At 59.1% G+C, this 11,179-nt stretch carries 12 protein-coding genes; 5 read left to right on the plus strand and 7 right to left on the minus strand.

Translation table 11 applies throughout. The features are described from left to right. Positions 1-179: 179 nt before the first annotated feature. The 3 genes from ACYZT4_RS14225 to rpoE are packed head-to-tail and all read right to left on the minus strand — an operon-like array spanning position 180 to position 2,344. Positions 180-1,136, minus strand: coding sequence for a MucB/RseB C-terminal domain-containing protein (locus ACYZT4_RS14225; RefSeq protein WP_461980561.1), 957 nt, complete (start codon positions 1,134-1,136; stop codon positions 180-182). Positions 1,137-1,144: 8 nt separating this feature from the next. Continuing rightward, the gene (locus ACYZT4_RS14230) at positions 1,145-1,732 is read right to left on the minus strand and encodes a sigma-E factor negative regulatory protein (protein ID WP_461980563.1); all 588 of its coding nucleotides are present in this window, start codon (positions 1,730-1,732) and stop codon (positions 1,145-1,147) included. Between the two features lie 30 nt (positions 1,733-1,762). Beyond that, entirely contained in the window at positions 1,763-2,344 is a 582-nt protein-coding gene (gene rpoE / locus ACYZT4_RS14235) for an RNA polymerase sigma factor RpoE (protein ID WP_007944079.1), read from the minus strand. Positions 2,345-2,902: 558 nt separating this feature from the next. Here rpoE and nadB point away from each other — a divergent pair. Continuing rightward, positions 2,903-4,519: an L-aspartate oxidase gene (gene nadB / locus ACYZT4_RS14240; protein ID WP_461980565.1), complete on the plus strand. Its 1,617-nt coding sequence runs from the start codon at positions 2,903-2,905 to the stop codon at positions 4,517-4,519. Here nadB and ACYZT4_RS14245 read toward each other — a convergent pair. Both ACYZT4_RS14245 and ACYZT4_RS14250 read right to left on the minus strand, forming a co-directional pair. Further along, a complete protein-coding gene (locus ACYZT4_RS14245; RefSeq protein WP_461980567.1) occupies positions 4,488-4,940 on the minus strand; it encodes a protein YgfX in 453 nt (150 codons plus the stop codon). The genes nadB and ACYZT4_RS14245 overlap by 32 nt on opposite strands. Continuing rightward, positions 4,924-5,178: an FAD assembly factor SdhE gene (locus ACYZT4_RS14250; RefSeq protein WP_007944081.1), complete on the minus strand. Its 255-nt coding sequence runs from the start codon at positions 5,176-5,178 to the stop codon at positions 4,924-4,926. The genes ACYZT4_RS14245 and ACYZT4_RS14250 overlap by 17 nt, the downstream gene beginning before the upstream one ends. A gap of 149 nt (positions 5,179-5,327) precedes the next feature. On the opposite strand from ACYZT4_RS14250, the gene ygfZ reads away from it, so the two are divergent. Both ygfZ and ACYZT4_RS14260 read left to right on the plus strand, forming a co-directional pair. Continuing rightward, positions 5,328-6,269 (plus strand): CAF17-like 4Fe-4S cluster assembly/insertion protein YgfZ, encoded by a 942-nt coding sequence (gene ygfZ / locus ACYZT4_RS14255; protein ID WP_461980569.1) that lies wholly within the window; start codon positions 5,328-5,330, stop codon positions 6,267-6,269. A gap of 58 nt (positions 6,270-6,327) precedes the next feature. Next, positions 6,328-7,149, plus strand: a complete 822-nt coding sequence (locus ACYZT4_RS14260) for an HDOD domain-containing protein (RefSeq protein ID WP_461980571.1) — start codon at positions 6,328-6,330, stop codon at positions 7,147-7,149. 103 nt (positions 7,150-7,252) lie between these two features. Here the strand turns inward: ACYZT4_RS14260 and ACYZT4_RS14265 are convergent, their stop codons facing one another. Both ACYZT4_RS14265 and ACYZT4_RS14270 read right to left on the minus strand, forming a co-directional pair. After that, complete coding sequence (locus ACYZT4_RS14265; protein WP_461980573.1) at positions 7,253-8,641, minus strand: sensor histidine kinase; 1,389 nt, start codon at positions 8,639-8,641, stop codon at positions 7,253-7,255. Next, positions 8,634-9,305 carry a response regulator gene (locus ACYZT4_RS14270; protein WP_461980574.1) on the minus strand — a complete coding sequence of 224 codons (672 nt, stop codon included), beginning with the start codon at positions 9,303-9,305 and terminating at the stop codon, positions 8,634-8,636. Before ACYZT4_RS14270 ends, ACYZT4_RS14265 begins: the two co-directional genes overlap by 8 nt. Before the next feature lie 379 nt (positions 9,306-9,684). Here ACYZT4_RS14270 and ACYZT4_RS14275 point away from each other — a divergent pair, with 379 nt between their 5' ends. Beyond that, positions 9,685-10,662 (plus strand): Bug family tripartite tricarboxylate transporter substrate binding protein, encoded by a 978-nt coding sequence (locus ACYZT4_RS14275; protein WP_461980576.1) that lies wholly within the window; start codon positions 9,685-9,687, stop codon positions 10,660-10,662. Positions 10,663-10,720: 58 nt separating this feature from the next. Next, entirely contained in the window at positions 10,721-11,179 is a 459-nt protein-coding gene (locus tag ACYZT4_RS14280; RefSeq protein WP_461980578.1) for a tripartite tricarboxylate transporter TctB family protein, read from the plus strand.

The following is an 11,179-nucleotide window of genomic DNA, read 5'->3' on the forward strand; positions in this document are numbered from 1 at the left end:
GGCTCCCGTTACGACGAGCATGGTTAAGCGATATGGAGCAAGGAACACCGGGAACGATACGCCGGTATTTTTGTTCCGGGAACAACAAACAAGGCCAGAGCCGAGAGGCTCTGACCTATAAAAAATTTAAGGGATATTTGCAAACTGAAATGCTCACCAAACATTTCGATATCGGCTCACTACTGGGTCGCAGTGGCATCGGTGCGCATGGACAGCGCGATCCGTTCTGCAGTGCCTACCGGAATTTCACCGACCACGGTAACCATCATATCGCCCTGAGGCGTGGTCAAGCGGCGGGAAACAGCAACCGTTGGCCCCAACTGAGTGCGCGTATCGGTGACCGTTGCGCCATTCAGTGGCTCAAGAAATACCGAAAAACGCGCTAGACCATCGTCATACATCAGGCTGTTGACCTGGGTTTTGGTTTCAGGGTCTTTGCGCGACGTACTGCTTGTCAGCTCGAAACCTGCAGGCAACCAGTCCGAATGCCAGACTTGGGCTGCTTTAACGGCTGAAGCCTTGTCACTGTCGAGAGCGATGGGTTTGCAATCACTGCCCGGCTGCAGGTCACTGTCGGAAGGAACACCCGAAGTATCCAGTTGAGTGAACTGAAAACGCTCCAGTAACTGCCCCTTGTCATTTAGCAACAACGACTTCAGCGGCAGGCCGGTTTCTTTGTCCAAGTGCAATTCAAAACCGAAGCGGTGTTGATCGCGAGGCGTCAGGGAAACAATGACGGCCGGACGGCCGGCCACACGCGACTTGCCTATCACGGCAAGGTTGTACCAGTTCTTGAGTTTCTGTGGATCGAGTGCACGAGCAGCGGAATTGGGGGAATCCCCAAGTCCCGCGATCAGGCTACCGCTGACGCATTGAGTATGCCCATCAATGCGCACGACTTCCTGAGCAGAGCCATCGAGCTGCAGTAAACGCTCGCGGACCTTGCCGTCCTGGACGCGGTGCCAGATGTTGTGGGTAGAAAAACTACCGTTTCGCTCGTAAACAAAAGTACCGTGAAAGCTTTGCTGTTGCTCGGCCTGACCAAGACGGGTCAACCAATCTTGGGCTTCATCGGCGTGGGCTGGAACAATGAACCAGCCACCGAGCAGAAGCGAAAGTAGAGGGATGGCGCGCATGATCCTCCTTAACGGTTTTCCAGGCTCGCTGCACGAGCGTAAGGCAGAGCGCTCTCAGTACCTTTCAGTGCAGCCTGCTGAGCATGTTGGCGCAAGTAGCCAGGCAAACGTTGATCGTGCCAGCCCGGTTGACCTTGCAATACGCCATTGGCCATAGGGCCGGTGGCTTCCGAGCTCTCATTATAGCCCGCCAAAACAGCCGGACCTTTGACCTGAGGAACGGCCAGGCTTGGTTGGGTATTTTGCTGAGCCAACTCGACACCAGCGATCTCGTCCTGATTGTACAGGCGAACACCTGCCAACACGGCAACGGTAACCGACGCTGCAACCGCCAGACGACCCAAGCTGCGCCATGGACCACGGGAAGCTTTTGCCGGTACGGCCTCGTCAGCCAGCGCAGCGGAAACTGCCGCGGCGATATCCAGGCGAGGAAGCAGCAGATCATTGTGCATTACTGCCCGAGCGATCTGATAACGAGCCCATGTTTCACGGGTTTCAACATCGTCAAAGGCGTTCAACACCCGACGCAATTCCAATTCGTCCGCTTCGTTATCCATCACTGCGGACAGCGATTCCTGCAGGGCTTCACGACTCATGGCGTTCCTCTCTTGGCTATCGCCGCTGTCTCAGTTTTCCTGCAACAACGGCTGCAGGGCTTTATCGATGGCCTCCCGAGCGCGGAAAATCCGGGAGCGCACGGTGCCCACCGGACATTGCATGACGGCCGCAATGTCCTCGTAACTCAGACCATCAAATTCACGTAAAGTTAATGCCGTACGCAAATCTTCTGGAAGTTGCTGAATGGTTCGATGGACGGTGCCTTCGATCTCATCCCGCAGCAATGCACGTTCTGGCGACTCGAGATCCTTGAGGCCATGATCGCCATCGTAGAACTCGGCATCTTCGGAACTGACATCGCTATCCGGCGGCCGACGGCCGCGTGAAACCAGATAGTTTTTCGCCGTGTTGATGGCGATGCGGTAAAGCCACGTATAAAACGCACTGTCACCGCGGAAATTTCCAAGCGCACGATAAGCCTTGATAAAAGCTTCCTGCGCCACATCCTGGGCTTCATGGGTGTCGTGCACGAAACGCACGATCAACCCGAGAATTTTGTGCTGGTATTTCAGCACTAGCAGATCGAAAGCTCGCTTGTCGCCGCGCTGGACGCGTTCGACGAGCTGCTGATCCTCTTCCTGGGTTAGCATGAACTCTCCTCGATGAGCTCGGAGGAAGCTTGCATAACTAAACGACCAGACTTGCAAACATAGACTCGGGCTTTTCGCAAAAGTTCTCCCCCTCCAAGCAAGTTTCCTGCGTGCTCTGATTTGGCACGCACGAAAAGCGCAGCGCGGGTTAACCCGGCTGCGCGAATAATCTTGTCATCGGATTCGCCGGCATGGATCAAACTGCAATCCCGCATTGAAGCCGACACTGTCCCTTGAATCAGGCAACGGTCTATTGATCTTGGGCCTTTGGCAAAAGTTCCAAATATTTATAGCCACGCATGACCGACATTGTGCAACTGCGAACTGAAAAAGACTGTTAAATCCACGATACAGTCGTCTTTTCGCCAAACCGGTCGAAAAACCATCCGACGAAGCGTCAGATCCTTTCTGTCACTGTAGTTTCACAATGCCATGTGAGCCCGGCTATTGTGCCGCTCCCCCCCTCTATATACTAGTGGGCTGTGTGGCTGCCTTGACTCGCCGTTCCAGAAGTCTGGCGCCAACCCCGACCCGGGTCGCTTTGAGCGGAATCCTGAAATGAGCCAACAGTTTCAACACGATGTTCTGGTGATTGGCAGCGGCGCTGCCGGTTTAAGCCTTGCGCTGACCTTGCCTGATCATTTGCGCATCGCCGTACTGAGTAAAGGCAACCTCGCCAACGGTTCCACGTTCTGGGCCCAGGGCGGCGTCGCTGCAGTTCTGGATGACACCGACACTGTCGAATCTCACGTCGATGACACCCTCAATGCCGGCGGCGGCCTGTGTCACGAAGACGCCGTGCGCTTCACTGTCGAGCACAGTAAAGAGGCGATTCAATGGCTGATCGACCAAGGCGTGCCTTTTACCCGCGACGAGCAATCCGGCACTGAGGACGGTGGTTTCGAGTTCCACCTGACCCGTGAAGGCGGGCATAGCCATCGTCGGATCATTCATGCGGCCGATGCCACGGGCGCTGCGATTTTCAAAACCCTGCTCGACAAAGCCCGGCAACGGCCCAATATCGAACTCCTGGAACAGCGGGTTGCGATTGACCTGATTACCGAAAAACGCCTCGGCCTTGAGGGTGAACGGTGCCTCGGCGCCTACGTTCTCAATCGCGGCACAGGCGAAGTCGACACCTACGGCGCGCGTTTTGTCATCCTCGCGTCCGGTGGTGCCGCCAAGGTCTACCTCTATACCAGTAACCCTGACGGCGCTTGCGGTGATGGCATCGCCATGGCGTGGCGGTCGGGCTGCCGGGTGGCGAACCTGGAGTTCAATCAGTTCCACCCCACGTGCCTGTATCACCCGCAAGCCAAGAGCTTCCTGGTCACCGAAGCCCTGCGCGGCGAAGGCGCCCACCTGAAGCTGCCGAACGGTGAGCGCTTCATGCTGCGTTTTGACCCGCGCGCCGAACTGGCGCCACGGGACATCGTTGCCCGGGCGATCGACCATGAAATGAAGCGGCTGGGGATCGATTGCGTCTATCTGGACATCAGTCACAAACCGGAAGACTTCATCAAGACGCATTTCCCGACGGTGTACGAGCGCTGCCTCGAGTTCTCCATCGACATCACCAAGCAACCGATTCCCGTCGTCCCTGCCGCGCACTACACCTGCGGCGGCGTGATGGTTGACGAGCAGGGCCGCACCGACGTACCGGGGCTGTATGCGATTGGCGAAACCAGTTTCACCGGCCTGCACGGCGCCAATCGCATGGCCAGTAACTCGCTGCTGGAGTGCTTCGTATACGCGCGCTCGGCGGCGGCCGACATTCTTGAACAGCTGCCGCAGGTTTCAATGCCCGTCGCCCTGCCCGTCTGGGACGCCAGCCAGGTTACTGATTCAGACGAAGACGTGATCATTGCGCACAACTGGGATGAATTGCGCCGCTTCATGTGGGACTACGTCGGCATCGTGCGCACCAACAAGCGCCTGCAACGAGCGCAGCACCGCGTGCGCTTGTTGCTCGACGAAATCGACGAGTTCTACAGCAACTATAAGGTCAGCCGGGATTTGATCGAGTTGCGTAACCTCGCCCAGGTGGCGGAACTGATGATTCAGTCAGCCATGGAGCGCAAGGAAAGTCGCGGCCTGCATTACACCCTCGACTACCCGGACCTGCTGCCAGTGGCGCTGGACACTATTCTGGTGCCGCCCACCTACGTCGACTGAACGTGAGCCGAACCCGCAGGCGTCGGTGCAGCTCCGTCGCCTGCGAATCCCTCGGCACGCAGATCGACCGCACGCAGCGCTCGCCGCGCAGACGAAAACGCAACACCACGATTAACGGCAATGCCAGGCTGTCCCGCCCCAGCTGAATGGCCTGCCATCCTCCCGCGTGATTCCATAACTGCCAGCCATCGGCATCGCGACGCAAACCGCAAAACGCTCGCGGGTGCTTAAGCAGAATCTGTCGCGGCAACGCCCAAACGCCATGCGCCAGGCAGCAAAACGCGCCAAGCAAGCCGGCCCAGACGGGAATGTCGAGAAGCAACAAAGACCCCAGCGCGAACAGCTGGGTCAACAGATAAGCCGCCAGCAACTGCCGCGAGGCATGCCAGCGGCATTCGAACGCATTATTTGGGCTGGACACGATCCAGGATCATGCGAACCATGCGCTGAAGCTCAGGATCTTCCGACTCGGCACGTTCCATGAACCAGCCGAACATGTCCTGATCTTCGCACTCAAGCAGCTTGCGGTAGCAATCGCGGTCGACGTCGTTAAGGTGCGGATAGACCTCTTTCACAAACGGCACCAACAGCACGTCAAGTTCAAGCATGCCACGGCGGCTGTGCCAGTAGAGGCGATTCAGTTCAACATCTTCGACCATGGAGCGCTCCTCAAATAGGCGGCAAGTATACAGCCCCGGGCACCCGCGAACAGTCGGCTTTGGTCGGGCACCGCCGACCTTTTGTAAACTACCCATTTCATGGGCGCGCCCTTATGATGTCTCCCAGACTCTTTACCCTGCGATGTCCCATGGCTGATTCCGCTTTTTTCTGCACCCTGTCTCACGAAGGCGTTCTCGCGGTCCGCGGCGCGGATGCCGGCAAATTTCTGCAAGGCCAGTTGACCTGCAACCTCAATTACCTGAGCGACACCCAGGCCAGCCTCGGCGCGCGCTGCACGCAGAAAGGCCGGATGCAGTCGAGTTTCCGCATCCTGCTGCAAGGGGATGGCGTGCTCATGGCCATGGCCAACGATCTGCTGGAACCGCAACTGGCGGACCTGAAGAAATACGCGGTGTTCTCCAAATCCAAACTCACCGATGAAAGCGACGCATGGGTCCGCTTCGGTGTCGACCATGGCGATGTCGCCCTGTCCAGCCTGGGTCTTGACCTGCCGGCAGACACCGACAGCGTTGCGCGCAATGACGGGTTGATCGCCATCCGCGTTTCGCCGGAGCGTGCCGAACTCTGGGTGGCCGCCGAACAAGCCGTCGCGATCAAGGGCCGGTTATCCGCACTGTTGGCCGAAAGCGATCTGAATCAATGGCTGCTGGGCCAGATCCGCGCAGGGATCGGTCAGGTCATGCCGCAAACCCGTGAGCTGTTCATTCCGCAAATGCTCAACCTGCAAGCCGTCGGCGGCGTTAGCTTCAAGAAAGGTTGCTACACAGGCCAGGAAATCGTCGCGCGAATGCAATATCTGGGCAAGCTCAAGCGCCGCTTGTATCGCTTGAGCCTTGAGAGCGGCGAACTTGCGGAACCAGGCACTGCGCTGTTTTCGCCCACGCACGGCAGCTCCATCGGCGAAGTAGTGATTGCCGCACGCGCCGGGCAAAATATTGAACTCCTGGCGGTGCTGCAAGCCGAAGCCGCAGAGGGTGGAGATGTTCATCTGGGCGCACTTGAAGGGCCAGCACTGCATCTGCTCGATCTGCCTTACGAACTGGATCGCGATCGCGAAATCCAGCGTTAACGCTGGGCATCGTCGCAATACCTGTCGCAATACCTGTTGCAACACCTAGAGAAAAGAAATGAGCGATCTGGCGGATAAGGTCCAACAGGATTTGGTTGAGGCCATCGATAACGATGATCTGGTTCTGCCAACGTTGCCGGAAGTGGCCCTGAAGATTCGCAAGGCGGCCGAAGATCCGGAAATCAGTGTCAGCAACCTGAGTAAAGTGATCGGCCGTGATGCCGCGCTGTCGGCGCGCCTGATCAAAGTGGTCAACAGCCCGCTGCTGCGCGCGACTCAGGAAGTCACTGACTTGCACACGGCGATCACGCGCCTGGGCGTCAACTACAGCAGCAACCTGGCCATCGGCCTCGTGATGGAACAGATTTTCCACGCCCGTTCAGAGGTGGTTGAGCAGAAGATGCGCGATGTCTGGCGCAAAAGCCTGGAAATCGCCGGCGTCAGCTATGCGCTGTGCCGCAGCTACACGCAGCTCAAACCCGATCAGGCGGCGTTGGGCGGCCTGGTGCATCAGATTGGCGTGCTGCCGATCCTCACCTATGCCGAAGATCACTATGAGCTACTCGCTGATCCGGTCAGTCTCAATCATGTGATCGATCAGATTCATCCGTTGATTGGCGACAAGCTGCTCAGAGTCTGGGAGTTTCCGGAGAAGCTGGTGCAGGTTCCGGGGTTGTATCTGGACTTCAAGCGAGAATCGGAACGAGTCGATTATGTCGACCTGATCCAGGTGGCCAGCCTGTATTGCCACAAAGACACTGACCATCCCCTCGCCCGCGTCGACGCGTTTAATGTGCCGGCCTTCAAGAAGCTGGGGATCGACCCGCAGAACGAGGCGATGTGCAAGGAACTGGAAGAATCGCGTTCGATGTTCTACTAACCGGGACCGCGGCGCGGCCTTCGCGAGCACGCTTCGCTCCTGCAGGATTTGTGAGTATCGGTAGGAGCGAAGCATGCTCGCGAAGAGGACGGCACAGACACCTTCACTCCCCCGCAATAAAACTCACCCGCACCTTCAAACCCGCCTCTTCACCATCATGCAAGCTGATCTGCGCCAGATGCGCGCGGCAGATTTCTCCAACAATTGCCAAGCCCAACCCCGACCCGGCGACTTGCTGGTTGCGACGATAAAAGCGCTCGAACACCCGATCACGCTCCTCAAGCGGAATCCCCGGCCCGTCGTCCTCGACTTCCAGGACTGCCGGCGCCGAAACCCGAAGGATCACATTGCCACCCGAAGGCGTGTGGGCCAGTGCGTTATCCACCAGATTGCTCAACAACTCGTTCAACAGCGTCGGCTCACCGCGCAGCCATATCGGCTCATCCGCTTCCAGCGCCAGCGCAACGCCGCGTGCGTGGGCCAGCGGTGCCATGGCCATGCCGAGTTCGCGCGCCAGCTGGCTCAAATCCAGCAACTGCGCGCCACCCTCGGCAATCGCCCGGGCGCCGTTCTCGACCCGCGCCAGCGAAAGCAATTGATTAGCCAGATGGGTCAAGCGGTCCGTGCTTTGGGCGGCCGTTTCCAGCGTAGTCCACCAGGTGTCGGGCTCGGTCGAGCGCAAACCCAGTTCCAGCCGCGCCTTCAACGCCGCCAGTGGCGTGCGCAGTTCGTGCGCGGCATCGGCAATAAATTGCGCCTGACGTTCGAACTGCCCGCGCAGGCGTTCGGTAAAGTGGTTGAGCGCGCGCACCAGCGGCCATAACTCATGTTGCACTTCCACCAACGGCAGTGGCCGCAGGTCATCGGATTGGCGCTCTTCAACGGCGGTGCGCAAGCGTTCCAACGGACGCAGCGCCGCGCTGACCGCAAACCACACCATGAGCAAAGCACCCATCGCCAGCATGCCCAACCGCAATAGCGTGTCCGCCGCCAGACTGCGCGCCATGGCGACGCGCGCCTCGTCGGTTTCCGCCACGCGGATTTCCGCCATACCGTTCATGTTAGGTTCGCTGACCGGTTTGAGCAGGCTGACCACCCGCACGTTCTGCCCCCGGTACGTCGCGTTGTAGAAACGTGCGAGCGCCGGATAGTCATCGGTGCGCGGCGTGCCCGGCGGCGGCGCTGGCAGATTTTCGTAACCGGAGATCAGCTTCTGATTGATGTCGTTGACCAGATAGAAAATCCGTCCGGCGCTGTCATAGGCAAACGTATCGAGGGCCACGTATGGCACGTCGGCGCTGAGGCTGCCATCGCGCTGGGACACACCCGCGGCGATGGTGCGTGCCGAGGCCAGCAACGTTCGGTCATAAGCGGTATCGGCGGCTTCGCGACCATTCCAGTACGCGCTCAAACCACTGGCCAGCATCAACACCACCAGCAACAGCGCGAGGTTCCACAGCAACCGCCAGCGCAGGCTGCTGGGCTTATGCATCGCGGCTTTCCAGCAAATAGCCAAGCCCGCGGAACGTCACGATGGCGACCGGTTGGCCGTCAAGTTTCTTGCGCAAGCGATGCACATAGATTTCGATGGCGTCGGGGCTGGCTTCTTCGTCGAGGCCGAACACTTGCGAAGCCAGTTGCTCTTTGCTCATCACTCGACCCGGGCGGGCGATCAGCGCTTCGAGCACCGCCTGTTCGCGGGACGTCAGTGTGAGCAATTCTTCGCCGAGGGTGAAGCGCCGGGTTTCCAGGTCGTAGGCCAGCACGCCGCAGCGCTGCACGCGTTCACCGCCGAGTACACTGCGGCGCAGCAAGGCTTTGACCCGCGCTTCCAGTTCGGTGAGTTCGAACGGTTTGGCCAGATAGTCATCGGCACCCAGGTTCAGGCCATGCACCCGATCCTTGACGTCGCTGCGGGCGGTGAGCATCAGCACCGGCAGGTTCTTGCCCCGAGCCCGCAAGCGCGCCAGCACTTCGAAACCATCCATGCGCGGCAGGCCGACGTCGAGGATCGCCATGGCGTATTCCTCGCTGCTCAACGCCAGGTCGGCGGCCACACCGTCATGCAACACATCCACGGTCAACCCGGTGCTCTTGAGCGCCTGGGCGACACTGTCGGCGAGTTGCAGATGGTCTTCGACGAGCAGAACACGCATGGATCTTTACCTCATTCAGGGATGTTCGACGCCATTCTTTGGCGCGGAGTTTACAGCCGCTTCCGCCGCTGTGAAGCCTGAAAACCGTGAAAGGCCGCTGAAAGGCTCGTGAAAGGTTGGACCGTTAGAGTCAGCCCACGGATGGTTTCGTCCGCCAGCCATTGATTGTGCTTTGAAATGTAGCTCCCGAAAAACGCCTTGATGCGTTTTCGCCAATAAGAACAATAACGAGGTACTTCGCCATGCTGTCCACACAGCGCAAGGTTTGCCCGCCCGACCCTTCCCCATCGCTAACGCTCATCAGCGCCGCAACCGGCTGACCAGCGCACTTCGTCGCACCTGAAAAACCTTAAAAACAATAACTCCTGTGGAGACACCCATGAATCGATCACTGCGCCGTTTCGCCCTTGCCGCCAGCTGCATGCTGTTTGCCGGCCAACTGATGGCCGAGCCGAAACGCCCGGAATGCATCGCCCCGGCCTCGCCCGGCGGTGGTTTCGACCTGACCTGCAAACTGGCGCAAAGTGCGTTGCTCAACGAAAAACTGCTGACCAAACCGATGCGCGTGACCTACATGCCCGGCGGTGTCGGCGCAGTGGCGTACAACGCGGTGGTCGCGCAGCGCCCGGCCGACGCCGGCACGCTGGTGGCGTGGTCCAGCGGCTCGTTGCTGAACCTGGCCCAGGGCAAGTTCGGCCGTTTCGATGAAACCAATGTGCGCTGGCTGGCAGCGGTCGGCACCAGCTACGGCGCCATCGCGGTCAAAAGCGATTCGCCCTACAAGAACCTTGACGATCTCGTTCAAGCCCTGAAGAAAGATCCGAGCAAAGTGGTGATCGGTTCCGGCGGCACCGTCGGCAGCCAGGACTGGATGCAAACCGCGCTGATCGCCAAGGCCGCCGGAATCAACCCGCGTGACTTGCGTTACGTCGCCCTCGAAGGCGGCGGTGAAATCGCTACCGCCCTCCTCGGCGGGCACATCCAGGTCGGCAGCACCGACATCTCCGACTCCATGCCGCACATTCAGAGCGGCGACATGCGCCTGCTGGCAGTGTTCTCCGACAAGCGTCTGGACGAGCCGGAAATGAAAGATATCCCGACCGCCAAGGAGCAAGGCTACGACATAGTCTGGCCAGTGGTTCGCGGTTTCTACCTGGGGCCAAAAGTCAGCGACGAAGACTACGCCTGGTGGAAAGACTCCTTCGACAAACTGCTGGCTTCGCCCGAGTTCGCCAAGTTGCGTGATCAGCGCGAATTGTTCCCGTTCGCCATGACCGGCCCGGAACTGGACACCTACGTGAAGAAGCAGGTTGCCGACTACAAAGTGCTGGCCAAAGAGTTCGGCCTGATTCAGTGATCGCCTCTGTCTAGCGGCTGCGGCTCCGCTTGACGGGGTCGCGGCACAGGAGTTTGCCATGCTCTTACAACGCATTTTTGCTTCGGTGCTGTTGCTGGCCTGTGTCAGCCTGGTGCTGATGGCCTTGCCGTATCAGGCGCCTTTTTCCTACGAACCGATCGGCCCACGGGCCTTCCCGCTGTTGATGCTGGGCTTGATGGGCCTGGGGCTGATTTACATGGTGTATCGCCCCTCGCCGATCAAACACACCGACGAAGATCCGCCGATGGATCGCGAAACCCTGACAAAAATCGGCCTGTGCGTGCTGTTGCTGCTGGTCTTCGCCGGGTTGTTCGAACCCTTGGGTTTCGTCCTCAGCAGCATGCTGGTCGGCATTCCGATGGCACGCCTGTATGGCGGACGATGGTTGCCCAGCGTGGTGATCATCGGTTTGATGAGCATCGGCCTGTACCTGCTGTTCGACAAAGTCATGGACGTGCCACTGCCTCTGGGCCTGCTCGACGTTCTGGAGAACTGA

The organism is Pseudomonas sp. GB2N2 (genome assembly GCF_054897705.1).

Coding starts and splice junctions, on each gene's coding strand:
- ACYZT4_RS14265 (WP_461980573.1), bottom strand. CDS start 8,641: ATGCATAAGCCCAGCAGCCTGCGCTGGCGGTTGCTGTGGAACCTCGCG.
- ACYZT4_RS14275 (WP_461980576.1), top strand. CDS start 9,685: ATGAATCGATCACTGCGCCGTTTCGCCCTTGCCGCCAGCTGCATGCTG.
- ACYZT4_RS14260 (WP_461980571.1), top strand. CDS start 6,328: ATGAGCGATCTGGCGGATAAGGTCCAACAGGATTTGGTTGAGGCCATC.
- ACYZT4_RS14270 (WP_461980574.1), bottom strand. CDS start 9,305: ATGCGTGTTCTGCTCGTCGAAGACCATCTGCAACTCGCCGACAGTGTC.
- ACYZT4_RS14280 (WP_461980578.1), top strand. CDS start 10,721: ATGCTCTTACAACGCATTTTTGCTTCGGTGCTGTTGCTGGCCTGTGTC.
- rpoE (WP_007944079.1), bottom strand. CDS start 2,344: ATGCTAACCCAGGAAGAGGATCAGCAGCTCGTCGAACGCGTCCAGCGC.
- ACYZT4_RS14230 (WP_461980563.1), bottom strand. CDS start 1,732: ATGAGTCGTGAAGCCCTGCAGGAATCGCTGTCCGCAGTGATGGATAAC.
- ACYZT4_RS14250 (WP_007944081.1), bottom strand. CDS start 5,178: ATGGTCGAAGATGTTGAACTGAATCGCCTCTACTGGCACAGCCGCCGT.
- nadB (WP_461980565.1), top strand. CDS start 2,903: ATGAGCCAACAGTTTCAACACGATGTTCTGGTGATTGGCAGCGGCGCT.
- ygfZ (WP_461980569.1), top strand. CDS start 5,328: ATGGCTGATTCCGCTTTTTTCTGCACCCTGTCTCACGAAGGCGTTCTC.
- ACYZT4_RS14225 (WP_461980561.1), bottom strand. CDS start 1,136: ATGCGCGCCATCCCTCTACTTTCGCTTCTGCTCGGTGGCTGGTTCATT.